Genomic DNA, 24727 nt, shown 5'->3' on the forward strand with positions numbered 1-24727 from the left:
AAGACCTGTCCTGGCATGGCGTCTGTGTTGTCAGTGTGTGCGTTGCGGCTTGCTCGGCATTACCACTCGGCGACGGAGCCGTCTTCGTGGGTCCACAGCGGGTTGCGCCAGCGATGGCCGACCTTGGCACGCTCCTCGACGAAGGCTTCGTCGATCTCGACGCCCAGCCCAGGGCCCTGCGGAATGGCGCAGAAGCCGTCCTTGATCGCCAGCGCATCCTTGACGACCAGGTAATCCAGTACGTCGTTGTCCTTGTTGTAGTGGATTCCCATGCTCTGCTCCTGGATGAAGGCGTTGTGACACACCGCGTCCAGTTGCAGCGAGGCCGCCAGCGTCAGCGGGCCGAGCGGGCAGTGCGGGGCCAGCGCCACATCGTAGGCCGAGGCCAGGGTGGCGATCTTCAGGCCTTCGCTGATGCCGCCACAGTGCGAGAGGTCCGGCTGGATGATGTCGACCATGCCGTCCGCCAGCAGATCGCGGAACTGGAAACGGGTGTGCAGGCGCTCGCCGGTGGCGATGGGCGTCGCGATGCCTTCGGCGATGTGCTTGAGCGACGGCAGGTGCTCAGGCGCGACCGGCTCCTCGATGAACATCGGGTGGAACTGCTCCAGCTCACGCAGCAACGCCTTGGCCATCGGGCGATGCACGCGACCATGGAAGTCGATACCGATGCCGACATCCGGACCGACCGCATCACGAGCCTCGGCGACACGCGCCACGGCGTCATCGATCTTCTTGTGCGAATCGACGATCTGCATCTCCGGCGTGCCATTCATCTTGAAGGCGGTGAAGCCCTGATCGACCAGTGCCTTGGCGCCTGCGCCGACATCTGACGGGCGGTCACCGCCGGTCCAGGCATACATGCGCATCTTGTCGCGCACCGGGCCGCCGAGCAGCTGGTGCACGGGCACGCCCAGATCACGGCCCTTCAGGTCCCACAGCGCCTGATCGATGCCGGCGATGGCAGACATCAGGATCGGGCCACCACGATAGAAACCTGCGCGGTACATCACGTTCCACAGGTGCTCGATATTGCGCGGGTCCTGACCGACCAGATAATCGGACAGCTCGTGCACGGCGGCCTCGACCGTCGCGGCGCGGCCCTCGATGACAGGCTCGCCCCAGCCATAGCAGCCTTCATCGGTCTCGATCTTGAGAAAAAGCCAGCGCGGCGGAACTTGCCAGGTCTTGAGTCGGGTGATTTTCACGGATGCATCCTTGTTGAGAATGGGCGTTTGAACGAGGCTCAGCGCCAGGCGAAGCGAGTGGTGGGATCGGCCGTCATCAACTGACGCCCGATCAGCATCAGAAGCGGCGGTGCCGCAGCTGCGGGTGGTCCGGTGAGAAGCCGAGATCGCGCGCTGCGGTCTCCAGCACCCGCTCGGCACAGGTGCGTGCCATCTCGGGCTGGCGCAGGCGAATGGCCTCCATCACCGCGCGGTGACGATCGAGGCTGGCGCGATGATGGCTGTGATCATGCTGCTGCGCGGACTGCTGGGTACTGTGGATCAGCTGGCTGATGGAAGGGCGCAGCAAACTGCCAAGCTGTGTCCATACCAGATTGTGCGTGGCGTGGTAGATGGCCTCGTGGAAGGCGACATCGTGCTCGGCATGCGCCTCGCGCGAGCTGTCATTGGCGGTATTGACCATGCCTTCGAAGGCGCGCTCCAGGCGCGCGAGGTCCTGGGCATTGGCCTTCATCGCGGCCAGCGCACTGACGTAGGGCTCGACGGAGAGACGGAAGGCGTAGATCTCGCGCATCAGGTCCGGGTTGATACCGTCGAGGCCGCTGACCCAATGGCTCATCAGCGGGTCCAGCAGCTGCCATTCGCTCATCTCGCGCACGATGGTGCCACGCCCGGCGGTGCGCTCCAGCAGCCCGGCGCTCACCAGCTGAGCCAGGGCATTGCGAACACGGTTGCGGCTGGCGTCGAAGCGCTGGCAGAGGTCCAGTTCACGCGGAAAGCTGTCACCGGGGCCGAAGCTGCCCGCGAGGATTTCCCGCGCCATGCAGGTGGCCATGGCCTCCATGCTGCGCGGGGTCGCGTCGTCCGCCGAAGCGCTGTCAGTGGCGAGCGCGGCTGTCGCCAGAGAGTCGGTCATTGAGATGCCTGTCGTGAGGAGATGGCCAGGTGAGTCACTGCATCGCACCGCCTTGGAGCGCGGCGCTGATGCATGAGGTTCCGAGCATCAGAATAAATGTCTGAACACACATTAATAAATGTCGGACATTTCAACAAGACGCAAACACTTCAACTTTGGTCGCGCGAGAAGCCCGCCCGACACAGCTAACAAGGGCGAAGCTAACAAGGATGGTAGTAAAAAGGGGTGTGCCCACAACGACAGGGGCCAGACACGATGTCTGGCCCCTGTCACGTCATGTGGCCTTTTGAAGCCGGGTCACATGCAAAGCGGGTCATAGGGAAGCGGGTCACAAGGAAAGCCTGGTGCCAGACTGGATCAAGCCGATGGCGGGTAGCGAGCCAGGTGGCCATTGAGGGTCAGTTGCCATTCCTTGAGAGTCTGGGCACAGGAGAGATCGAGCAGCGTGACCTCCAGCGTCGCGGTGACCTCCAGCGATGACAGCAGCGATGTCAGGGAATCGGCGGTGGGCGGCGAGGCGGTGCCATTGGCTGGCGCCTCGAACAGTAGTTCATTGCCTTCAGGGTGGCGAGTCACTTTCTGCGCAGGCGAGATATCCCGACATTGATGGCCCATCACGATGAAGTTGCCCTCACTGACGCGGAAGACACGCAGCGGATGGAAGCAGGCATTCAGGTGCGGGCCAAGCTGGGCATCGAGTGGCGCAAGTTGTCTGTCGCCAGCGTCGCGTCGCGCGCCTCCCTTCCGGCTCAGACGAAGATGGCACAGCGTGATGTGCTGTCCCATGGCGTCCTGACACTCGCGGGCCAGCGCCTCGAGAGCGGCATCCAGCAATGCGCGGGTGAAGCAGCCACTGTGGCTGTCGCGCCACCGGTTCGGGTCGCGTTCTACCTGCTGCGGGCAGAGTCGATGCAGGGTGGGCGCCGGCGGTATCGGTTGCTCCGTCAGCACTTCACGCGCCGCCTGCAGCAACTCTGGTGGTAGATGGCCATGACGGTGCTCGATATCGCACAGCGCCTGGGCCTCACTGAGCTCGGTGTGCCGCACCAGCTCGATGACCTGCACGACCAGCGCCAGAGTGCTGGCAGCGAGCGACGTCTCACCAAGCGACGTTGCAGCAATATCGGTAGAGGCCTGCTCCGCCTGTGGGGTGTCTGTATGAGGAGGAGCAGAGGGAAGCTCAGAAGGAGGTGTTGTAGAGGACTGCGAGAGCTGGGAGGGCGCGTCAGCGTTGCCGTTTGCATGCGGCGCCAACCTGCTGCAGGCCCCCAGCATGAACTGCTGGCTGGCACGCAGCAGGTCAGCTTCGGCGGGCGCCATCAGGGCATCTTCCATCATGCGTGCCCCGATCTCGACATGGCGACGCAGCAAGTGATACTGATCGAAATGCAGTTCATCGCGTGGTCGCAGCAGTGAGTCAGGCAGCGCCAGCTTGCCGATATCATGCAGCATGGCGACGCGTTCCAGCGTGGCGATTTCCTGGCGGTCCATCCCGAGTCGTGTCGCGATGGCGCTGACAAGATTGGCGGCCAGCCAGTCTTCACCTGAACGCTCGGGGCAGCGTTCCTCACGGATCATGCGCATCACCGACCCGAGCCTGTCTTCGCCGCGCTGCTCAAGCTCATGCTCCAGTTGATTCATGCGCTGGCGCATCTGCAGCTGTCGCTCGCGATACTGGCGCAGGAAGGCGTAGCCAAAGGCCAGGCAGAGCATCAAGGTCACCAGCAGCGTGATCAGGAAGTGCCAACGCTCCAGCGCGTGCTTCTTCTTCATCAAGTCTGCGTGCGCCTGGAAGGCGGCTTCACTGATGTCATCGAGATAGACACCACTGGCGATGATCCACTGGAAGGGGGGATACAGGGCGGCGTAGGCGGTCTTGTCGACCTGCTCGGCGCCCGGGCGCTTGGGGAAGCGGTAATCGAAGTAAATGCCACTGCCGTTCAAGACACCCTCGAGCTCGGTGCGATACGGGAAGCGGCCACTGCTGTCCTGGTACTCGGTCGACAGCAACTTGCCTTCGGTGGCCGGCAGCAGAGGATGGATCAAGCGGCGGGCATAGCCCTCACCGCCGGCCGGGTCCAGGATCTCGTTGATCCAGACATAGCGGCTTTCCTCGCGCTCGATACTCGCGTGCAGAGATTGTCTCAGCTCATTGGCGACCAGAAAGGCCACCATCTTCGGGTCGATATGCACCAGCGCCCAAGGGGCAGGCTGCTGTCGTCGATCAAGTCGCACGGCGCCGGGGCTGTCTTCCTCTTGCCCCAGAGGCACGGCAAACACCAGTCCGGCATCCGTGCCGCGCAGGAATTGTGCCTTGAGCATGCCCGCGTTGAGGCGCTGATTCAGCTCCTGATTCCACCAGTCAGGGTGGAGCGTGGTGGGGAGCTGCACGATGTCGATCCAGTCCGGGTTGATGCGCAGGTCCGGGAACTGGCGCAACAGTTCGGTGCTGACGAAGGAGCGATCACGACCACTCAGATGGCTAATGCCCAGCGATGGGGAACGCATGGTGGTGATGAGAAGACGTTGCAGACGATGCTCGTAATCGCGATGTCGCGAGGCGATCATGCCCAGTGTCTGCTCCACCATCAGGCTGGCCTGTTGACGCCGCTCCCTGGCGACCAGCATCTGGGTCGCCTGGGCCTGCAGAATGTCCTGTTCGCGACTCTGCGATTCCTGAAATACCAGCAGGCCGCCAAGCGAGAGACAGGAAAGTGCGGTCAACCCCAGCCACAGGCGCAAGGGTTTGCCGAACGGACGCTGTCTGTCCGGGGAGCGAAGATCGGGCGGGCCGGTATCTGGCCCATGTCGAGAGAGATCACTATCCTTGATCATCGAGTCACGTCATCCATGAGTGATGCGGTGGCGCTGCGAAGGGCGATGATGACACTGTTTCGAGCATAGCGGCTAGCGCAACACCCATGAGATGTCGTTTCAGGCATCGACATCATCCAGCCAACGCTACGGTGTTGGCGTCCAGATGCCAAGTGAGAGTGCCCAACACTCCGTGAAGCCCCAGTTCAGGGCACTTGCGCGCTTTGCGTATCGCGCGATGTCTTGCGAGCAGGCGTTGAAAGGGGCATGATGAAGCTAGTTTTCTGTATGGCTTTCAAGAAGATATCTGTCATTTGTCTATGGCTGTCCAGAAGAGGCTCGCTAACATCTTGATTTGAGGCGCGCCGGTCGAGTGTTGAAGGTGTCGTGCATAAGCTGCAAGTCAAATTGTCGCTCATCGTCCTGCAGTGAACTCATAGCGTTGTCTTCTTGTTGTCGACAAGATCAAAAGTGGAAAATCGTGCATGAACCGACATGATGAAAAGATCATTGCCAGTGCTCGCAAGCAGCGTGCTCTCTTTGATGAGCTCGAAAAGGCGTTGGCGGAAGAGCTGAATGCGCTGGATCGCTCTTCTCAGCCTGCGCCCGCCGCTGAGTCGAACCACGACGCCGACGACGCGCGCGCCCAGCAGCGTGAAGCGGAGTTCGTGGCGCGGCTCGAGAGTCTGATCGCGGAATTCGATCTCGATCGCGAGGCCGCCCAGACATGGCTGCGTGAGCTTGAGGCCTTCAAGGGAGACGCGGAGTCAGAGGAATCAGCGTAAGCCTCAGTCTTGGCTGACGTCTCTTGCACTCTGCCTTGAGCAAGCCCTGAACTATCACTTGAGCTACGCAGATATGGCGCTGCGCGTCGCGATGGTCTGTTCAAGCGTGCAAGCCTGTAAGCCTGCCAGAACAACGCCCAGCACTTCTTCCTGAAGGCTGGGCGTTGTGCGTTTGTCGCTTGGCGCATCTGGGTCCAATGGTTATCTAGCCCGATGGATTTTCTGACGTCTTGTTATTGGCTTTTTGGCTTGCCGACGTATCTACGAGACCGCTTGTCTGCTTGATGACTAGCTTCATTCGGCATCGCTTCCACCGGCCCTCGGACTTGGGTCTAGATCTCCTCCCAGATGGCTTCCTTCAATTCATCTGTCAGGCCTTGCAGGCGTTGCAGGCGCTTGACGGTATGTTCCTGCACATCACTGACGATCTCCGTCAGGCACTCCTTCGACTCGTGTGGGTCAACGAACCCGGTCGATAGCAGGCACTGGCCCATTTCCATGCTCTTGGTCTGCCACATGCGAATAAACTCGATTTCCTGCTCATATGCCTTGAGGCTCAGGGTCCACCATACCTGCTGACAACGCATCAAGGGGGCGAGGGGATGCACGAGGTCGTCGGGGCGATTCATCCAGGGCAGTGGGGTGCTGAACATGGCAGCGAAAGGCTGCATCGGTTGATTGGCGACTGGCATTCTGGACTCCTGTCTCATGGTATCTGATAGCTGATGAGTGCAAACCTTGGGGGAAATACCTGCGGGGCAGCTGGTGTTTGGCGTTATTGTGACCAATAGTGATAGTGGCTGGTGTCTGGTGGCACAGGCTTCGCAACCTGAGCTGAGTTGAGCATAGCTCCCTCTGCTGGAATGCGCGCGAGCATCCTGTGCTGTCCCCAGTCAACTCTGTCTTCAACAACCCTGGCTTCAACAACCCTATTCTCAGACAATCCTGTGCCCAGATGATGAATTGCGTGAGGTCACCGACAAGGAGGCGATCATGATCAATGAAGTCAAATCCGTACTGGCAGCATTCTTTGGTGTCCAGAAGGAGGCCAATCGCAAGCGTGATTTCGAGCACGGCCATGCGCTGGACTTTCTGGTGGTGGGACTGGTGATGGCCGCACTGCTGGTGGGAGGGATGGCATTGCTGTCCACGGTCGTCGCCGGCTGATGAGCCGCTCAGGTGACAGAGACGAAACGTCACACAAGACACTTCAGATATGAAACATCCGGCATGAAAAAAGCCCCCGCCCAGGAGAGCATCCTGGACGGGGGCTTTTGCTTGGCTCACTCGGCTGCGATTGCCTTCTATCCAGTGTCTATCCGAAGGCAGAAGCAGTGAGTGATCAAGAGCGGGCGATCAGCGACGCGCGAACAGCGGCGTCTTCTGGTCGACGCCGGTCTGGTAGCTGACGCTGAACGAGCTCAGGGCATGCAAGGCATCTTCCACGTACTGATCGTCACGCAGCGCAAAGGCAGTGATGCCGCAACGGCTCATGTAGTGGAGTTGATCCACCAGCACGTCACCGATGGCGCGAATCTCACCCTGATAGCCGAAGCGTTCGCGCATCAGGCGGGCGATGGTGTAACCGCGGCCATCATTGAAGTTCGGGAAGTCGACCGCCAGCAGCGGTGCGTCCGCCAGTGCCTTGCCCAGTTCCGGCGTGAGCTCGGTGTCACTGGCAAGCCAGGGCGCCAGATGATCAGAGCCTTCGCCGGCGGCGACCAGCGCCTGCCATTCTGCCAGCGGCAGCAGGGCGGGTTGCTGATAGCTCGGCAGATTGCCGTCTTCATCCAGACGCACGACCTGCCAGGCATCTTCGCTCACCAGCTGATTCTGACGGATGACGCCACCCTGGCGCTGATCGGTCAATTCACGTGCTGATGTCATTTCTGCTGTCACCTCAGGCATAGACCCGCTCCTTGAACGGCTTCATGCCGATGCGGTGGTAGGTATCGACGAAGACTTCATCTTCCAGACGCTGCTCGACGTACACCTGCAGCACCTTGTCGATGACGTTCGGCATGTCTTCGGCATTGAAGGACGGGCCGAGGATCTTGCCGAGCGTGGCGTTGTCGTCACTGCGTCCGCCCAGCGAGACCTGGTAGAACTCCTGGCCTTTCTTGTCGACACCGAGGATACCGATGTTGCCGACGTGGTGATGGCCACAGGCGTTCATGCAGCCCGAGATATTCAGGTCCAGCGGGCCGAGGTCGTACAGGAAGTCGAGGTCTTCGAAGCGGTCCTGCAGTGCCTGAGCGATGGGAATCGACTTGGCATTGGCCAGCGAGCAGAAATCGCCACCCGGGCAGCAGATCATGTCCGCCAGCGTGCCCACGGTCGGGTTGGCCATGCCGAGTTCTTCCAGCGCCTTCCAGAGTGTCTCGAGTTCATCGACCGGCACGTCAGACAGCACCAGGTTCTGCTCGTGAGTCACGCGCAGTTCACCGAAGCCGTACTGCTCCGCGAGGTCAGCCACGGCGTCCATCTGGTCGGCGGTGACGTCACCCGGGGCCAGTTCACGACGCTTGAGCGACAGGGTGACGGCCTTGTAGCCCGGCACCTTGTGGCCGACGACGTTGTTGGTCACGAAACGCGCGAAGGCACGGTTCTCGCGGCGCAGGGTCTCATAGGCCTCGATGGCCTCGGCGCTTACTTCACGGCGCTCAGGCTCGGGGAAGTAGCTGGTCGCCTTGGTGACGGCGGAGTCGGTGAGGGTCTCCGGGCCATCCTTGAGGTGGGCCCATTCTTCCTCGACGCGACGACGGAATTCCTCGATTCCCAGTGCCTTGACCAGGATCTTGATGCGCGCCTTGTACTTGTTGTCGCGACGGCCCCACTGGTTGTAGACACGCACGATGGCGTCCAGATAGGTCAGCAGGTGCTGCCAGTCGAGGTCTTCGCGCACGATGTCGCCGACCATCGGCGTACGGCCGAGACCGCCACCCGCCAGGATGGTGGCCTTGACGCTGCCATCGTCGGCGCGGTTGAGACGAATGCCGATATCGTGGACCTGGATGGCAGCGCGGTCGGCGCTGGCACCGGTGACGGCAATCTTGAACTTGCGCGGCAGATAGGCAAATTCCGGGTGAAGCGTGGACCACTGACGGATCAGCTCACACCAGGGACGCGGATCGACGGTCTCGTCTTCCGCGATACCGGCGAACTGGTCAGTCGTGGTATTGCGGATGCAGTTGCCGCTGGTCTGGATCGCATGCATCTCGACCTGAGCCAGTTCGGCGAGAATCGCCGGGACATCTTCCAGCTTCGGCCAGTTCAGCTGCAGATTCTGGCGAGTCGTGAAGTGTCCATAGGAACGGTCATAACGACGGCTGATGGCCGCCATGGCGCGCAGCTGGACAGCGCTCAACATGCCGTAGGGAATGGCGATACGCAGCATCGGGGCATGACGCTGGATGTAGAGGCCGTTCTGCAGGCGCAGAGGGCGGAATTCTTCATCTCCCAGACGGCCCGCCAGATAGCGATCCATCTGGTCCTTGAACTGAGCTACCCGCTCGTCGACCAGCGTCTGGTCGTAGGTGTCATAGCGATACATGTCAGGGGTGTCCTGCGGTCGGGCATCAGATGATCGTCCACTGATGCGAATCTTGTTGATGCTGAAGCCACCATACCCTCTATTCTTTATTCTTTAAAAGAATAAATCCTCATAGTTTTCGACGATGGCGTTATTAAGAAGGCGCGTTGAGTTTGCCTACCAGCAGCGAAAAAGAAAAGACCAGCCGCCGGAGGGTAAGGCGTCTGGCCATGTTGCCGGGGGGCTCACGACAGGCACGGGCCTGCCGCATGCCGGGCTTGCGCAGAACGGAGGGCCTCAGTCAGATGCCATCAGCCCGTGTCATTGCCTGTGCCTGGTGCGCTCCTGACAGATTTCAACAGACTGACACGCGCATCCGCGTTGGCGTGAAAGCGAGTCTCGAAGGCCTGCTGCGGCATCGGGCGACCGAAGAGATAGCCCTGGAAGGCGTGGACGCCCATGGCCTGGAAGATTTCGGCTTGCCCCCGCTCCTCGACCCCCTCGACAACGACCTGCATGCCGAGTGATTGGCCCATCGCGACGATGACCCGTGCCAGCTCCCTGTCCCGGCGACTGGTCTCGACATTCATGACGAAGGAGCGATCGACCTTCAGGATGCCGAAAGGCAGATCATGCAGATAGGAGAGGCATGAGAAGCCTGTCCCGAAATCATCCAGCGAGAGGTTGACGCCCAGTCTGCGTATTGCCTGCAGTTGATAACGCAGGCTGTCTTTGCTGTCGAGCATCAGGTTCTCGGTGACCTCGACCACCAGCTGCGAGGGATGAATCGGGTAGCGCTCGAGCAGTGACTCGAGCTGGTGCAGAATACCTTGATCCCTGAACTGGATGACGGAGGCATTGACGGACAGATAGCGCTCCTCGATCCCGAGTCGTCGCCATTCGCACAGAATGATGGCAGCCTCTTCCAATACCCAGTTGCCGATCTCGACGATCTGTCCGGTCTTTTCTGCCGCCGCAATGAACTCATCGGGGGGCACCAGGCCGAGATCAGGGTGCTCAAGGCGGATCAGTGCCTCCGCGCCGAGCAGTTCCGGAGCCTCCAGGTCCGCGCTGGCCGCCCGGAAGATGGGCTGTAGATAAAGGCGGAACCAGCCCATGGTCAAGGCTTCGCGGATCATGCGCTCCTTCAGGAACAACGGCTCACCGTCTTCCAGCGCGCTATCGCGGACACAGGTGCGATATTGATTTCCCCCCTTGTGCTTGATGTCCACCACGGTAAGTTCCAGTAGACGCATCAGGCGGCTGGGGCTCTCGTCATCTGCCTGCGCCTGCAGGCCCGCCATGCTCAGGCTGAGATGGATGGGTTCGCCAGCCTTGAGCAGCGGATGGGAGAAAGCGATTTGAATCCGGTGGACAAGTGGGCGCAAGTCATTGATATCACAGGTCATGACGAATTCATCGCCACCCGTACGTGCGATCCAGTCGGGGGCACACTCCTTGAGCCGTGCGCCAACCTCTTTCAAAAGAAGATCGCCGTCCATCGGCCCCAGGTGGTGATTGATGCTGTGGAATCGATCGATATTGACCAGCAGCAAACCAAAGGCAGCGTCACGTGCGATCAACTGCTGGACATGCTGATTGAGCGACAGCCGGTTGGGTAACTGCGTCAAGGGGTCAATCAGCTCATGCTCCAACAGCCGTTGCTGGGTCCTGGTCAGTTCGGTGATGTCCGTCAGCAGCATCATCGTGCCCCGGGCCTGGCTGCCATTGGCGGCGGGAATGACCACCTGAACCTGACGGTCTTCCTGGTGTTGGCAGTTCAATGTCATCACCAGATCGTTGCAGGCATTGCCCAGTCGCAAGGCCGTGCTGATGCGATGGATGTGCTTGCCATTCTGACTGCTGATGAGAGCATGGAAGGGCATGCCGACAAGATGTTCACGAGCCCAGCCGGTCACCTCCAGCATTTGCTCGCTGGCATCCTGCACAGTGCCCTTGTCGTCGATCACCAGCAGCAACGCGGGGGTATCACGATAGAAGTGTTGGTAGCGCTCTTCGTTGTCACGCAGTGCTTCCATCATGTTGAAGATTCGCTCTCCCAGCTTGTTCAGCTCCACGATGACCTTGTTGATCTCACGCGAGTGAACGGGGGGAATACGTTGGAAGGTGGCATGCTGGCCCTCCAGCTGCCGCATGCGCCTCACGGCCTTGCTCAAGGGGATCATCACATAGCGCTTCAACTGCCAGGAAAGCATCAGCAGGATCGACAGAATGATGGTCAGGGCGATCCCGAACAGTACAGCTCCACCCTGGTAACGGGCGGCAAGCAACGGGGCGTTGGTGCTCTCCAGTTCAAGCCTGCCAACGGCCTGCTTGACCAGCGAGTTCTGATAGACAAGTGGCTTCGAATGCGTAACGGGATCCAATGCTGTGCCGCTCTTGGCAATCTCCTCGACAAGCTCCCCCTCATGATTGAAGTAGCGCACGGCATGAACACTGGCGTGGTGACTGAGAGTCTCGAGGTAGGCATGGATTCTCTCATCGTCGAAGTTCCATATGGCGTCCGGCATCGACAGCGCCACGATATCCATCATTTCCTGATGGTCATCATGCATGTGCTCGACGGCCTCGCTGGCATACAGGTAATAACTCACGGCTCCACTGATGGCACAGATGGTGAATACCAGCGGTGCAAGTATCCGCAGTATTCGCCACCTGAGCGGTGAGGCATGCTCGCCATCACTCTCGGGCGCCGTACCGGGGGCCTTGGCGAGTTTCTGACCATCATTGATCACGCTGTTCTCCCTCGGTGGCGATGGACGTTGCCCTGCGAGCTCTCCTTGCGCCTCCTCATTGAGGGGTGTCCATGAGCGCGCTGGAACGTGCAGTCTTCTTCTGGGTGGCGGGAGCCTGAGGGGGCAATCCGGATGCCGGGGCCTGGTGACCAAGCATCTGCGTCAATACCCTCATCGGATCAAACTCATAGTCATCCCGCGATGCCTGCAAGCCGAAGGCGGCGAAATCTGCGGCTTCCCAGTCAGGGTTTTCCAGAAGCGGGCCGTATCGCGCCACATTGTCATGCGTGATCGCGCTCATCGGAAAGTTGACGGTTCTGGGGGACCAGCCCTCGATATCGGCATGATCTCTAGCCATCACCATCGCCCAGGCTCCCGCCATGAAATGCCCGCCGTCCGTCAACAGCATGCGTTGGTCCTTGACCATGCTGATACCCTCCGGTGACCAGTTGAGCCCTGCCACCAGCACATCCACGCCGGGCGTGAGGCCCGCTGACTCGAGCGCAAGAATGGCCCCCTCGGCCATGGCATCATTCGCCGCCCAGATCAGATCATTCTGACCGCTTGAGCGGCTGACCCACTTGAGATATTGCGCAGTAAGATGTTCGGCATCCCGGGTATTCCAGCGCGCCTCGAGTATGCGGTCTATCTGGACATCCTGGTCCTGGGAAAAGCCGGCCACCATGCCGGTATTGCGAGCAATCGAGGCAGGGGTTCGGGTGTCACCGATCAAGGCAAGCCCATGCAATTGGCCGGTGGGCGAACCTTCTCGCGCCACCTTGATCAGCTGGGTCGCCATGCGTTTGCCCGCAGTATGGTTGTCCGGGATGACGCTGCCGATCCAGGAGGGGTGGAGGGACCCCGGGGTGCCATGGGTCAGCGCCTCTTCGCGGGTCAGTCCGTTCAACAGCATCACGACATGGGTGTCGTGGCTATCCGCAATCGTCAACAACTCGGATGCCGCCTGCTCTTCATTGACCAGCAGGAGGTAATCCGGAGCGGCAGGGCTTTCCAAAGCCTGAATCGCGAGTTTCTTGAGCAGGTAGGGATTGCGCTCGGCGTAGACGACTTCCAGTGAGATATTCAGGTCCATGGCGGCTGCTTGCATGGTGTCGGTCACCATGTCCCAGAAGCGTTCGCCACGCAGTCCGGGGTTCACGAAGGTGGCGGTCAGCGGGCGTCCTGGCATCGCCTCCTGTGCACCACGCGCTCTCGATTGGCCTGAAGGGTAGGCAGGGGCTTGAGTGTTTTCGGAGGCTCGAGTCGTGAGATCGGAGGAGGAAGAGTAAGAGGTTGATAAAGAGGATGAAGCATTGACCAGCCCGCTGAGGGCAAGGCAACCACACAGGACGATCAGCCTTGGCAAGCCAAGTTGTGCTCGTCCTGTCCTGATGGTGGCAGCGGACATGGCGTTCTCCCTAGTGCATTGACTTTTGTTTCTATCAGGGTACGCGACTGGGCAAGCTGGGTATGGACTTCAACAAGACTGCCATTTACCAAGCTTCAACGATTGAACGACATATATCATTATCACTTGATGTCTTCCATGGGCTACAGGCGCGAGTGGCCGCAGAGGCTGCTGGCTGGCTGCACCAGAGAACACCTTCAAAGGCGCAAGGCTTGCCACGCTCTGCGTTGCCAGATAAACCCGAAGACGAGCGAGTTGAGCAGGCGATAGGCGAGCTGGATCGCCCAGATGGCGACAAGGCCACCTTCCTGATGGACGCCCCACCACCAGGCCGCGGGCAGAAAGATCAGCCACTGCAGGCTCAAGGTGGCAAGCATCACGGTGCGATGGGCGCCGGCGCCCAGCAGTGCCTGGGCCAGCACGATGGCGGTGCAGTCGAGCACGATCATGGCGGCTGTCATCTGCAGCGGCAGCAGGCCCAGCTCGATCAATGGCGGGCGATGCAGGAACAGCCCGAGCACGCTCTGGGGCGCGACCCACAGCGGCAAGCCCAGCAACAGCAGACACGGCAGTGCCACGCGCACGGTGTCCCACCCCCAGCGATGGGCCTCTTCATGCTCGCCGCTGCCCAGCGCCTGACCCACCAGACTCATGGCGGCAAGCCCAAGTCCGACCCCGGGCAAAATCAGCAGCAGGGAGAGATTCACCAGCACATGGCCGACCGCGACACTGGCCGCATCGATCTGACCGAGTATCCAGAACAGCATCGCGTAGCCCGCCGCGAACCATAGCTGTTGAAAGGAGTGGGGCACCGCCAGCTTGAGCAGCGTCAGGTAATGCGTCATCGGCGGCCAGGCATGCAGGACACCGTGCAGACTGCGCTCGCCCAGCGTCGCCTTGATCCACAGCGCCAATGCGACCAGCAGGGATAGTGTCGTACCGGCCCCGGCGCCATCGGCACCCATCTGCGGGGCGCCGAACAGACCGTGGATCAGAATGATGCTGAGCACGACATTGACCGCCTGGGTGATCAACATGATGCGCAAATAGATGCCGGTGCGCTGCAGGCCATTCCAGAAGCCTCGGAAGCAGAACGCCATGGCGACCGGGATCAGCCCCAGCACGCGCCACTGGAAATACGAGGCGGCGGTTTCATGCACGCCGGGCTGGTCATTGATCAGCGACAGCAGCGGCTCAGCCCAGTGATGGCAGGCGAGAGTGACGGGAATGCCGATCGACAACGCCAGCACCAGACCGGCATTCAGGCCTTCGCCACAACGCTCCGGCGCTTCCTCGCCCAGGCGTCGCGAGGTCTGGGCCTGGACGGCGGAGGACAGCCCGAAGATCAGCGCCGTGACCATGAACATGGCATAGCCACCGATTCCCACACCCGCCAGCGCCGTCTCGCCCAGGCTGCCGACCAGTGCCGCGTCGATCAGGTTGAGCAGACTCTGCGACAGCATCGCCCCGATGATCGGCAGCGCCAGCTTCAGAATTCGTGTGTTGCGCGCAAGATCCCCCAGCATCAGACGCTCCCACGCGGGGAGTCGGAAAGGTGATAGGAGCAGGAGGGGTCAAAAGCCTCGAAGGCGGCTGACAAGCGGGAAATCAGGGAACGGGGCTGCGATGAACAGAACAGCGAGAAACCGAGCAGAGACAGACAGGACAGTGATAAACAAAGCAGTGACAACGGCAGCACGGGCGACTCACGACAGCAGACAAGGAAGAGCGCCATGATAGCGCGCTCGGCAAACTGAAGACATCGCCTCTCAGACGACAGCGCGCCCCATCTCCTGAGAGGTGAGGCGCGTGGAGTTGACATTGGCTGCATCAACCGGCGGGGCGGCTGATGGAGGAGATCAATCGGCGTCGGGATCGTAGCTCAGCACCGGTGACAGCCAGCGTTCCATCTCGGAAAGCTCCATTGCCTTGCGGCTCGCCAGGGACTGCACCTGATCGCGGGTGATCTTGCCGGTGGAGAAGTACTTCGACTCCGGGTGCGCGAAGTACCAGCCAGAGACGGCGGCCGCCGGCCACATGGCGAAGCTCTCGGTCAACACCATGCCGGCATGCGTCTCCGGTTCGAGCATGCGGAACAGCGTGGCCTTCTCGGTGTGATCCGGACAGGCCGGATAGCCGGGCGCCGGGCGAATGCCGCGATACTTCTCGGCGATCAACGCCTCGTTGTCGAGCACTTCCTGGCTATCGTAGCCCCAGAACTCCTTGCGCACGCGCTCGTGGAGGCGCTCGGCAAAGGCTTCGGCGAGACGGTCCGCCAGCGCCTTGACCATGATGGCGTTGTAATCATCGCCCGCCGCCTCGTACTCCCTGGCCAGTTCATCCGCGCCATGCCCGGTGGTCACGGCGAAGCCACCGATCCAGTCCGGCTTGCCGCTGTCACGCGGGGCGATGAAGTCGGCAAGACTGTGACAGACGCCATCACGGTTCTTGGTCATCTGCTGACGGATATGATGCAGGCGCTCGACCACCTGGGTGCGTGATTCATCGGCGTAGACTTCCAGGGTGTCGTCGTCGACACAGTTGGCCGGCCAGAAGCCGATCACGCCACGCGCCAACAGCACCTTGTCATCGATCAGCTTGCGCAGCATCACCCTGGCATCGGCAAAAAGCGAACGCGCCGCTTCCCCGACCGTCTCATCCTGCAGAATCTTCGGGTACTTGCCCGCCAGCTGCCAGCTCATGAAGAAGGGCGTCCAGTCGATGCGCTCGACCAGTTCATTCAGATCGTAGTCATCGAAGACCTTGAGGCCGGTGAAGCTGGGGGCCGGCGGGGTGTAATGCTCCCAGTCCGGCTGGAAACGGCGCTTGCGCGCCTCGCGGTAGTCGAGATCCGCGGCCTTGGGGCGGCGCTTGGCATTGCGCTCGCGCACCACGGCGTACTCGGTGCGAATCTGATCGACATAGGCTGCCTTGAGTTCCGGCGACAGCAGGCGCGAGGCCACGCCCACCGCGCGCGAGGCGTCGGTGACATAGATGACCGGCTGATCATACTGCGGTTCGATCTTGACTGCGGTATGTGCCTTGGATGTGGTCGCGCCACCGATCAGCAGCGGCAACTCGAACCCACGGCGCTGCATCTCCCTGGCGACATTGACCATCTCGTCCAGCGACGGCGTGATCAGCCCCGAAAGCCCGATGATGTCGGCCTTCTCGTCGATGGCGGTCTGCAGGATCTTCTCCGCCGGCACCATCACGCCCAGGTCGATCACCTCATAGTTGTTGCACTGAAGCACCACGCCGACGATGTTCTTGCCGATGTCGTGGACATCGCCCTTGACGGTGGCCATGACGATCTTGCCCTTGGCCTGGGTCTCGCCGCTCTTCTCGGCCTCGATGAAGGGGATCAGATGGGCGACCGCCTGCTTCATGACGCGCGCCGACTTCACCACCTGGGGCAGGAACATCTTGCCCGCGCCGAACAGGTCACCGACCACATTCATGCCGTCCATCAACGGCCCTTCGATGACCTCGATGGGGCGGGCTGCCTGCAGGCGCGCCTCTTCGGTATCTTCCTCGACATGGACGGTGATGCCCTTGACCAGCGCGTGCTCGATGCGCTTGTTGACTGACCAGCTGCGCCATTCGAGGTCTTCCTTCTTCTCACCGCTGCTGCCATCGCCCTTGTACTTGTCGGCGATGTCGAGCAGACGCTCGGTGCTGTCATCGCGGCGGTTGAGTACCACGTCCTCGACGGCGTCGCGCAGCTCCCCGGGCAGGTCATCGTAGAGCGCCAGCTGGCCGGCGTTGACGATACCCATGCTCAGGCCCGCCTGGATGGCGTGATAGAGGAATACCGAGTGGATCGCTTCGCGGACCGGATTGTTGCCACGGAACGAGAAGGACACGTTGGAGACGCCACCGGAAATCATCGCGTGGGGCAGGTTGTCATGAATCCAGCGCGTGGCCTCGATGAAATCAACCCCGTAGTTGTCGTGCTCCTCGATGCCGGTGGCGATGGCGAAGATGTTGGGGTCGAAGATGATGTCCTCGGCCGGGAAGCCGATGTCATCGACCAGCATCCGGTAGGCGCGCTCGCAGATCTCGATCTTGCGCTGATAGGTATCGGCCTGGCCGACATCATCGAAGGCCATGACCACCACGGCGGCGCCGTGACGGCGACAGATCTGCGCCTGCTGACGGAAGCTTTCCTCGCCTTCCTTGAGCGAGATGGAGTTGACCACCGCCTTGCCCTGGATGCACTTGAGCCCCGCCTCGATGATGTCCCACTTCGAGGAATCGACCATGATCGGCACGCGCGAGATGTCCGGCTCCGAGGCGATCAGATTCAGGAAGCGCACCATGGCCTCCTGTGACTCCAGCATGCCCTCATCCATGTTGACGTCGATGACCTGCGCGCCGTTCTCGACCTGCTCGAGGGCCACTTCCAGCGCGGTGGTGTAGTCCTCCTCCTTGATCAGGCGACGAAAGCGCGCGGAGCCGGTGACGTTGGTACGCTCACCGACATTGACGAACAGCGAGTCCGGCTGGATGTTGAAGGGCTCAAGCCCTGACAGGCGGCAGGCCGGCGCGATCTTTGGCACCTTGCGCGGCGGGTACTGGGCCACCACACGCTTGACCGCCTGGATATGCTCTGGGGTGGAGCCACAGCAACCGCCGATGATGTTGAGCAGGCCCGCGGCGGCGAAGGAGCCGATGATCTCGGCCATCTCGTCCGGGGTCTGGTCGTACTCGCCGAATTCGTTGGGCAGGCCGGCGTTGGGGTGCGCGGAGACGAAGGTATCGGCCTTCTCGGACAGCTCACGCAGATAGGGGCGCAGCTCCTCGGCGCCCAGCGCGCAGTTGAGGCCGATGCTCAGCGGGCGCGCGTGACGCACCGAGTTCCAGAAGGCTTCGGTGGTCTGGCCGGACAGCGTACGCCCCGAGGCATCGGTGATGGTGCCGGAAATCATCACCGGCAGGCGCGGATGGCCTTCGTCGAACAGCTCCTCGAGGGCGTAGATCGCCGCCTTGGCATTCAGGGTGTCGAAGATGGTCTCGATCAGGATCAGGTCCGCGCCACCCTCGAAGAGCGCCAATGCGGCCTCGCGGTAGTTGTCGCGCAGGATATCGAAGGTGACGTTGCGCTTGGCGGGGTCATTCACGTCCGGCGAGATGGAGCAGGTGCGGCTGGTCGGGCCAAGCACCCCGGCGACGAAGCGCGGGATGCCGGTCTCGGCGGCCACGGCGTCCGCCGTCTTGCGCGCCAGGCGTGCCGATTCGAGATTGATCTCGTGGACCAGCGCCTGCATGCCGTAATCGGACTGCGACAGCTGAGTGGCGTTGAAGGTGTTGGTCTCGACGATGTCGGCGCCGGCCTCGAAGTAGGCGCGGTGGATCGCCTCGACGATGTCCGGCCGGGTCAGCGCCAGCAGGTCGTTGTTGCCCTTGATGTCGCTGGGCCAGTCGGCGAAGCGCTCGCCACGGAAGTCTTCCTCCTCCAGCCCGTAGCTCTGCAACATGGTGCCCATGCCGCCATCGAGGATCAGGATACGTTCCTGCAGCGCCTGGCTCAGCGCGTCGGGCAGGGGCAGAGAATAGGGTACAGGGGATAGGGCTTGCGCCATGACGGACTCCAGCGTGCGTGACCTGTCGCGTTGTCTCCCGAGCGTGTAGCGTTCTCTGTCAGGCCAGTACTTTGCCAAGCCAGTACCTTCTGAGCCGGTACCTTCTGAGCCCAGCACCTAGCCGAGAAAGTCACACGCCACAGGCGCGAACTCATTGCTATTGAGAGGCGCTGGCGAGGGATCTGCTCACGAAATCCCCGCCTGGCCAGTTTGGGATATCGTATCAGACTGCAGAATCGTCACGATGAGCATGATTCATGCGCAACATGAGTCAGCCAGGAGTGCCCGCAAGGGAGTGGCTGCGCGCAGGACACCAAACCCGAGTGATTTGCTCAGGATTGCGAGTGCAGCAGGTTTTCCTTAACATGGAGCCATTAGTCACCTGACATCAAGAGAGTCTCTGCGCCATGAGTGAGAGCATCCAGATTACCGATAGCGCCCAGGAGTATCTTGCCGAGCTGCTCGAGAAGCAGAACGTCGAAGGCATTGGCGTGCGCATCTTCATCACCCAGCCGGGCACGCCGTATGCCGAGACCTGTCTCGCCTACTGCCGCCCCGGCGAAGAAGAGCCGACGGATGAGATCCTGGATCTGCCGAAGCTGAAGGTCTATCTCGACACGCACAGCGTGCCGTTCCTGGAAGAAGCGACCGTCGACTTCAATGCCGATCGCATGGGCGGCCAGCTGACCATCAAGGCGCCGAACGCCAAGATGCCCAAGGTCAACGCCGACAGCCCGCTGGAAGACCGCATCAACTATCTGCTCTACAGCGAGATCAACCCGGGTCTGGCGGCTCACGGTGGCGAGATCAAGCTGGTGCAGCTGACCGAAGAGCAGGTCGCCGTGCTGCAGTTCGGTGGCGGTTGCCAGGGCTGCTCCGCCGTCGATCTGACGCTGAAGGATGGTGTCGAGAAGACGCTGATGGAGCGTATCCCGGAGCTGACCGGTGTGCGTGACGTCACCGACCACACCGACACGACCAACGCCTACTACAGCTGATGTCGGGTCTGGCTTCGGGCCCGAGGTCAGGGTCGAAGCCAAGCACAGGCCAGAAACGCAATCTCCCATCGATTTTCGGTGGGAGATTTTTTTATGGGCGCGACGTCAGCCTGTCAGGGGCTGAGGCGACCTGACGCGAGCCTGGGACATCCAGGCCAGGGCATTCGGCGTATGAAGGGAGGTTCGGGGGAAGTCGCTGCGTAAAGTATTAGATTTATCTGGTATCGTGGCAGTATCTTTTTCATGCTGGCAGCGCCCATCGGCTGGCCGGCGTGACGCGTTTTTCCGTCGAACGTTTCCTCCCATCGTCAAGAGATAGCCTTCATGAGTCTGGCCAACCTGCGCTTTCGCACCATCAACATCATCATCTGTGCGCTTTCCGCCTTGGCGGGACTGGTGTTGCTGGTCGTGTTGGCATTCATTACCCGCAACGTGTCCGACCTGCAGCGCGACTGGCAGGAATATCAGCAGGCACGCTCCGACAAGCCGCGCCTGGAAGGTCAGCTGACCAAGGCTCTGGGCTATGGCGGCATGGTGCATGACTTCAAGAATCTCGTGCTGCGTCAGGACCTCGAGCTGATCGGCGAGGTGCAGAACGAGATCGGTGCCGCTCGCAGCGCTCTGAGCCGTTACCAGAATCTTGGCCTGACCCAGGGGGAGGAAAATGCGGTGGCGGGCCTGCGTGCCACCATCAGCCGCTATGAGCTGATGGTGCCCAAAATACGCACGATGATCGAGCAGGGGCGCTCGAGTGCCGATATCGACAAGCTGGTTCAGATCGATGATTTCCAGGCCGTCTCGGGGCTGGATACCCTGCGGCGTATCTCCATCGCGGAGCTGCGTGACAATGACAATCCGCTCGAGAACGGCATGGGCAAGGCTCGCCTGGTGGCCAACCTGCGCCGTGACCTCGGCTATGGCGAGATGATCCACCACTTCAAGAATTACGTGCTGCGCAGTGACGCCATCTACGGTCAGCAGGCGGCGCAGGACATCGAATCGCTGCGCGCCACCCTGGCGGCTTATCGTGCGCTGGGCATGAACACCGCCGAGCAACGTGCCATCCGCGATATCGCCGATGTCATCCAGTCCTACGGTGACCGCTTGAACAAGGTCAACCAGCTGCATGACGAGCAGGCAGACCTTTCACCGCGTGAGATCGATCAGCTGGTCAAGGTCAATGATGCCCCGGCGCTTGACGCACTGGCGGTGCTGGATCATGAAAGCCGCATGCGGATCGCGGCCACCTCTGCCGCGGTCGGCAAAACGCTCAAGCTGCTGGCCACGGTGGCCCCGGTGGTCAATGGCCTGGCACTGGCGATGATCGTGGTGCTGATCGGCATCTCGATGTGGCTGTTCGGGCGTTATGTGCTGGTACCGATCCGTCGTCTGACCCAGACCATGAATACCCTGGCCAATGACGATGTCAGCGTGGTGATCGACAGCACCCAGCACACCAATGAAGTGGGTCAGATGGCGCGAGCGCTGCAGAAGTTCAAGTACAACATCATCGAGAGCAACAACTACAAGAAGCGCATCACGCAACTGGCGATGCATGACTCTCTGACGGGGCTGCCCAATCGACAGCATTTCTATGAGCGGGTCGAGCATTGGCTCGAAAGCGTCAGTGACGACGGCGGGCAGCTGGCGTGCCTGATGCTGGACATCGACAAGTTCAAGCCCATCAATGACACCCATGGCCATGCCGCCGGGGATGTGGCGCTCAAGGTGATCGCGGAGCGACTCAACCAGGTGGTGCGCAAGGGCGATTTCGTCGCGCGTCTGGGAGGCGATGAGTTCGTGGTGCTGGTTCACAATGCCGACATCCAGGCGAATCTGGGTCGCCATGGGGAGCTGGCCCAGCTGGCCCAGCGCATCATCGACAGTCTGGGCAAGCCATTCCTGTATGAAGAGCACAAGCTGGAAGTGGGCTGCAGCATCGGGATTGCCATCGCCCCTCAGCATGGCAGCGACCGTGAACAGCTATCACACAATGCGGACATGGCGCTCTACGCCGCCAAGCACGAGGGACGCAATTGCGCGGTGCAGTTCAGCCGCCATGATGAGCTGGGCCAGATTGTCGCGACCGCCAGCAAGAAGCGTGAGGGGCAGAAACAGCAGTGACGGATGCCCTGGGGTTCAAGCACTAGAGTTCAAGCCCTGGGGCTCAAGCACTAGAGCAGAAGCCGCCTTTGCGGCAATGGAAAGGCAGCGGCAACGCAAGCAAGGCCAGATGTCGCATGAGCAGCCAAACAGACGGCGCCCCTCGGGGCGCCGTCTTGCGTCTGGTGGGGACAAATCATCAGCGGCGGTGGGCAAGGGCGAGAGTTGCCCGGTACTGGTACTGGTTACTGGTACTTGTACTGGCCCGAGCTTGCACGCTCACCGATACGGGGCTTGGGATAATTCTACGTTATCCATACGCTTCGCGAGAATAATTTATGGTTTGCGACATCCATAACGGTTTGTTATGGTTTATAGCGAATTCGCCAACTGCGAAATATTTTATGAAAACCATGACAATGACTTCCACGATTCAGGGCCTGGCCCACCACACCCACGATGCCGTGATCAACCGCGCCAGCGCGCCGTTGTTCATCCGTCAGCCGACTACCGATGATGGTTGGGGCATCTATGAGCTGGTCAAGGCCTGCCCGCCGCTGGACCTCAATTCAGGGTATTCGTACGTTTTGCTGGCCACGCAGTTCCGTGACAGCTGCGCCATCGCGACAGATGAGGAAGGTGAGGTCGTCGGCTTCGTTTCCGGTTACACCCGCAACGACGCCCCGCAGACCTTCTTCCTGTGGCAGATCGCCGTCGGTGAGAAGGCGCGTGGTACTGGCCTGGCACGTCGCTTGATCGAAGCCGTGATGAAGCGTCCCGAAATGGCGCACGTGCGTCATCTCGAGACCACCATCACGCCGGACAACGAGGCGTCCTGGGCATTGTTCACTCGCCTCGCCGAGCGCTGGCAGGTGCCGCTGCACTCGCGTGAGTACTTCTCTTCAGACCAGCTGGGTGGCGAGCACCTTGCCGAAAACCTGGTGCGCATCGGCCCGTTTTTGCCGAGCGAGATCTGAGTGCTCGACGCGCTCAAGGCTCTTGTGCAGTCAGGGCCCATGCGCAGCAAGGGCGGGTAGCAAGCCGCAAGAAGTCCCGGACGGGACGCCGTCATGATTCTTGTGTCGGTCGTCGAGAAGAATCACGTCCCGTCCGGCAGATGTTCACGACAGGAAGGTTGTGACATCTCCTGCTGACCCCATGTGTGAGTGAGGTAGGGTCAGTGTCATTCGTTGGATCGTCTTTACATTCTGGTATGGCCATTTCAGTAGTCGGCCATCCATCACCAGGGAGGTGACAGCATGAATACGCAGATTCTCGAACAGATGGAATCCGAGGTACGCACTTATTCGCGTTCTTTCCCGACCGTTTTCACCAAGGCGCAGAATGCCCACCTGTTCACCGAGGACGGCAAGCGCTACATCGATTTCCTCGCCGGTGCCGGTGTGCTCAACTACGGGCATAACCATCCGGTACTCAAGAAGGCACTGGTCGATTACATCAGCAATGATGGCATCATCCACGGCCTGGATATGTGGACTTCCGCCAAGCGCGATTTCCTCGAAGCGCTGGAGGAAGTGATCCTCAAGCCGCGAGGTCTGGACTACAAGGTCCACTTCCCGGGGCCGACCGGCACCAACGCGGTCGAAGCTGCCATTCGTCTGGCGCGCAAGGTTTCCGGCCGCCACAACATCGTGTCGTTCACCAACGGCTTCCATGGTGTGACCATGGGTGCGCTGGCCACCACCGGTAACGCCAAGTTCCGTGATGCGGCGGGTCTGCCGGCGCAGGGTGCGCAATTCGTGCCCTACGATGGCTACATGGGTGAGGGCATCGACACCGTTGCCTACCTCGACAAGCTGCTCAAGGATTCCTCCAGCGGTCTGGATCGCCCGGCAGCGGTGCTGGTCGAGACCGTGCAGGGCGAGGGCGGCATCAACCCGGCCTCCATCGAATGGCTCCAGCGTCTGGATGCCTTGTGCAAGGAGCACAAGATCCTGCTGATCGTCGATGATATCCAGGCGGGTTGTGGCCGTACCGGCAAGTTCTTCAGCTTCGAGCACGCCAACATCGTGCCGGACATCGTCTGCAACTCGAAGTCGCTGTCTGCCTCCGGTGTGCCGTTCGCGATGGTGATGATGCGTCCCGAGCTGGACCAGTGGAAGCCGAGCCAGTACAACGGCACCTTCCGTGGCCACGCCCTGGCCTTCGTGACCGGCGCCGCCGCGCTGCGCCACTTCTGGAGCGATGACAAGTTCGAGCGCGATATCCAGCGCAAGGGCCGTATCGTCGAAGACCGCTTCCAGAAGATTGCCGCCAAGGCCCGCGAGAACGGCTTCGAAGCGCACGAGAAGGGCCGTGGCCTGATGCGTGGTATCGATGTCCGTGACGGTGAGCTGGCCGATGCCATCACCTCACGCTGCTTCGAACAGGGCTTGATCATCGAGACCAGTGGTCACTCCGGTCAGGTCGTCAAGTGCCTGTGCCCGCTGACCATCCGCGACGAAGACCTGCTGGAAGCCCTCGATATCATCGAGGAAAACGCTGCCGCAGTGCTGTCCAAGTAACGCTGTCTACCCGCGGGGCGCCCGGTCATCGGCGCCCCGCGGGTCGTTGGTGAGCTCTTGGCTTGCCATCCCCACCGATTGCCCATCCAGGTCATCCCTTCGTTACGGTAATCGCCAT

The 24727-nt window shown here is 61.0% G+C and carries 16 protein-coding genes; 6 read left to right on the top strand and 10 right to left on the bottom strand.

Annotation, left to right across the window (positions count from 1 at the left end; genetic code table 11):
- Positions 1-59 precede the first annotated feature (59 nt).
- From dgoD to MSG32_RS05045, 3 genes are all read right to left on the bottom strand, one after another.
- Entirely contained in the window at positions 60-1208 is a 1149-nt protein-coding gene (gene dgoD, locus MSG32_RS05035) for a galactonate dehydratase (protein WP_248378219.1), read from the bottom strand.
- A gap of 97 nt (positions 1209-1305) precedes the next feature.
- Positions 1306-2103 (bottom strand): FadR/GntR family transcriptional regulator, encoded by a 798-nt coding sequence (locus tag MSG32_RS05040; protein ID WP_248378221.1) that lies wholly within the window; start codon positions 2101-2103, stop codon positions 1306-1308.
- Positions 2104-2460: 357 nt separating this feature from the next.
- Complete coding sequence (locus MSG32_RS05045) at positions 2461-4938, bottom strand: cache domain-containing protein (RefSeq protein ID WP_248378223.1); 2478 nt, start codon at positions 4936-4938, stop codon at positions 2461-2463.
- A gap of 464 nt (positions 4939-5402) precedes the next feature.
- Between MSG32_RS05045 and MSG32_RS05050 the strand changes: the two genes are divergently transcribed.
- A complete protein-coding gene (locus MSG32_RS05050) occupies positions 5403-5702 on the top strand; it encodes a hypothetical protein (protein ID WP_153635790.1) in 300 nt (99 codons plus the stop codon).
- A 332-nt stretch (positions 5703-6034) separates the two neighbouring features.
- Here MSG32_RS05050 and MSG32_RS05055 read toward each other — a convergent pair whose 3' ends face one another.
- On the bottom strand, positions 6035-6394 hold the full coding sequence (locus MSG32_RS05055) for a hypothetical protein (protein WP_153635789.1): 360 nt from the start codon (positions 6392-6394) through the stop codon (positions 6035-6037).
- 301 nt (positions 6395-6695) lie between these two features.
- Here MSG32_RS05055 and MSG32_RS05060 point away from each other — a divergent pair, with 301 nt between their 5' ends.
- Positions 6696-6869 carry a DUF2970 domain-containing protein gene (locus MSG32_RS05060; RefSeq protein ID WP_082388754.1) on the top strand — a complete coding sequence of 58 codons (174 nt, stop codon included), beginning with the start codon at positions 6696-6698 and terminating at the stop codon, positions 6867-6869.
- A gap of 189 nt (positions 6870-7058) precedes the next feature.
- On the opposite strand, the gene MSG32_RS05065 is transcribed toward MSG32_RS05060, so the two are convergent.
- The 6 genes from MSG32_RS05065 to metH form a co-directional block, all read right to left on the bottom strand.
- Positions 7059-7610 carry a DUF934 domain-containing protein gene (locus MSG32_RS05065; protein ID WP_248378225.1) on the bottom strand — a complete coding sequence of 184 codons (552 nt, stop codon included), beginning with the start codon at positions 7608-7610 and terminating at the stop codon, positions 7059-7061.
- On the bottom strand, positions 7603-9255 hold the full coding sequence (locus tag MSG32_RS05070) for a nitrite/sulfite reductase (protein WP_141391638.1): 1653 nt from the start codon (positions 9253-9255) through the stop codon (positions 7603-7605). The genes MSG32_RS05065 and MSG32_RS05070 overlap by 8 nt, the downstream gene beginning before the upstream one ends.
- 290 nt (positions 9256-9545) lie before the next feature.
- The gene (locus MSG32_RS05075) at positions 9546-11990 is read right to left on the bottom strand and encodes a bifunctional diguanylate cyclase/phosphodiesterase (protein WP_248378227.1); all 2445 of its coding nucleotides are present in this window, start codon (positions 11988-11990) and stop codon (positions 9546-9548) included.
- Between the two features lie 55 nt (positions 11991-12045).
- A complete protein-coding gene (locus MSG32_RS05080; RefSeq protein WP_248378229.1) occupies positions 12046-13398 on the bottom strand; it encodes an ABC transporter substrate-binding protein in 1353 nt (450 codons plus the stop codon).
- Positions 13399-13595: 197 nt separating this feature from the next.
- Entirely contained in the window at positions 13596-14924 is a 1329-nt protein-coding gene (locus tag MSG32_RS05085; RefSeq protein WP_248378231.1) for an MATE family efflux transporter, read from the bottom strand.
- Between the two features lie 333 nt (positions 14925-15257).
- Positions 15258-18983: a methionine synthase gene (gene metH / locus MSG32_RS05090; RefSeq protein WP_248378240.1), complete on the bottom strand. Its 3726-nt coding sequence runs from the start codon at positions 18981-18983 to the stop codon at positions 15258-15260.
- Between the two features lie 407 nt (positions 18984-19390).
- Here metH and nfuA point away from each other — a divergent pair, with 407 nt between their 5' ends.
- The 4 genes from nfuA (at position 19391) to ectB (ending at position 24609) form a co-directional block, all read left to right on the top strand.
- Positions 19391-19981: a Fe-S biogenesis protein NfuA gene (nfuA, locus tag MSG32_RS05095; protein ID WP_054556652.1), complete on the top strand. Its 591-nt coding sequence runs from the start codon at positions 19391-19393 to the stop codon at positions 19979-19981.
- Positions 19982-20305: 324 nt separating this feature from the next.
- Entirely contained in the window at positions 20306-22105 is a 1800-nt protein-coding gene (locus MSG32_RS05100; protein WP_248378248.1) for a sensor domain-containing diguanylate cyclase, read from the top strand.
- A 392-nt stretch (positions 22106-22497) separates the two neighbouring features.
- Positions 22498-23061 (top strand): diaminobutyrate acetyltransferase, encoded by a 564-nt coding sequence (ectA, locus tag MSG32_RS05105; RefSeq protein ID WP_248378250.1) that lies wholly within the window; start codon positions 22498-22500, stop codon positions 23059-23061.
- Between the two features lie 282 nt (positions 23062-23343).
- Positions 23344-24609 (top strand): diaminobutyrate--2-oxoglutarate transaminase, encoded by a 1266-nt coding sequence (gene ectB, locus MSG32_RS05110; RefSeq protein ID WP_043334231.1) that lies wholly within the window; start codon positions 23344-23346, stop codon positions 24607-24609.
- The last annotated feature ends 118 nt before the right edge of the window (positions 24610-24727 follow it).

Source organism: Cobetia sp. 1CM21F (assembly GCF_023161745.1).
GTDB classification, from domain to species: Bacteria; Pseudomonadota; Gammaproteobacteria; order Pseudomonadales; family Halomonadaceae; genus Cobetia; species Cobetia amphilecti.

Excerpts from the sequence above, each read along its gene's own strand:
- ectA (WP_248378250.1), top strand. The coding sequence starts at position 22,498 with ATGACAATGACTTCCACGATTCAGGGCCTGGCCCACCACACCCACGAT.
- ectB (WP_043334231.1), top strand. The coding sequence starts at position 23,344 with ATGAATACGCAGATTCTCGAACAGATGGAATCCGAGGTACGCACTTAT.
- MSG32_RS05055 (WP_153635789.1), bottom strand. The coding sequence starts at position 6,394 with ATGCCAGTCGCCAATCAACCGATGCAGCCTTTCGCTGCCATGTTCAGC.
- MSG32_RS05060 (WP_082388754.1), top strand. The coding sequence starts at position 6,696 with ATGATCAATGAAGTCAAATCCGTACTGGCAGCATTCTTTGGTGTCCAG.
- MSG32_RS05045 (WP_248378223.1), bottom strand. The coding sequence starts at position 4,938 with ATGATCAAGGATAGTGATCTCTCTCGACATGGGCCAGATACCGGCCCG.
- MSG32_RS05040 (WP_248378221.1), bottom strand. The coding sequence starts at position 2,103 with ATGACCGACTCTCTGGCGACAGCCGCGCTCGCCACTGACAGCGCTTCG.
- MSG32_RS05050 (WP_153635790.1), top strand. The coding sequence starts at position 5,403 with ATGAACCGACATGATGAAAAGATCATTGCCAGTGCTCGCAAGCAGCGT.
- MSG32_RS05100 (WP_248378248.1), top strand. The coding sequence starts at position 20,306 with ATGAGTCTGGCCAACCTGCGCTTTCGCACCATCAACATCATCATCTGT.
- MSG32_RS05065 (WP_248378225.1), bottom strand. The coding sequence starts at position 7,610 with ATGCCTGAGGTGACAGCAGAAATGACATCAGCACGTGAATTGACCGAT.
- metH (WP_248378240.1), bottom strand. The coding sequence starts at position 18,983 with ATGGCGCAAGCCCTATCCCCTGTACCCTATTCTCTGCCCCTGCCCGAC.
- MSG32_RS05085 (WP_248378231.1), bottom strand. The coding sequence starts at position 14,924 with ATGCTGGGGGATCTTGCGCGCAACACACGAATTCTGAAGCTGGCGCTG.
- MSG32_RS05070 (WP_141391638.1), bottom strand. The coding sequence starts at position 9,255 with ATGTATCGCTATGACACCTACGACCAGACGCTGGTCGACGAGCGGGTA.
- MSG32_RS05080 (WP_248378229.1), bottom strand. The coding sequence starts at position 13,398 with ATGTCCGCTGCCACCATCAGGACAGGACGAGCACAACTTGGCTTGCCA.
- nfuA (WP_054556652.1), top strand. The coding sequence starts at position 19,391 with ATGAGTGAGAGCATCCAGATTACCGATAGCGCCCAGGAGTATCTTGCC.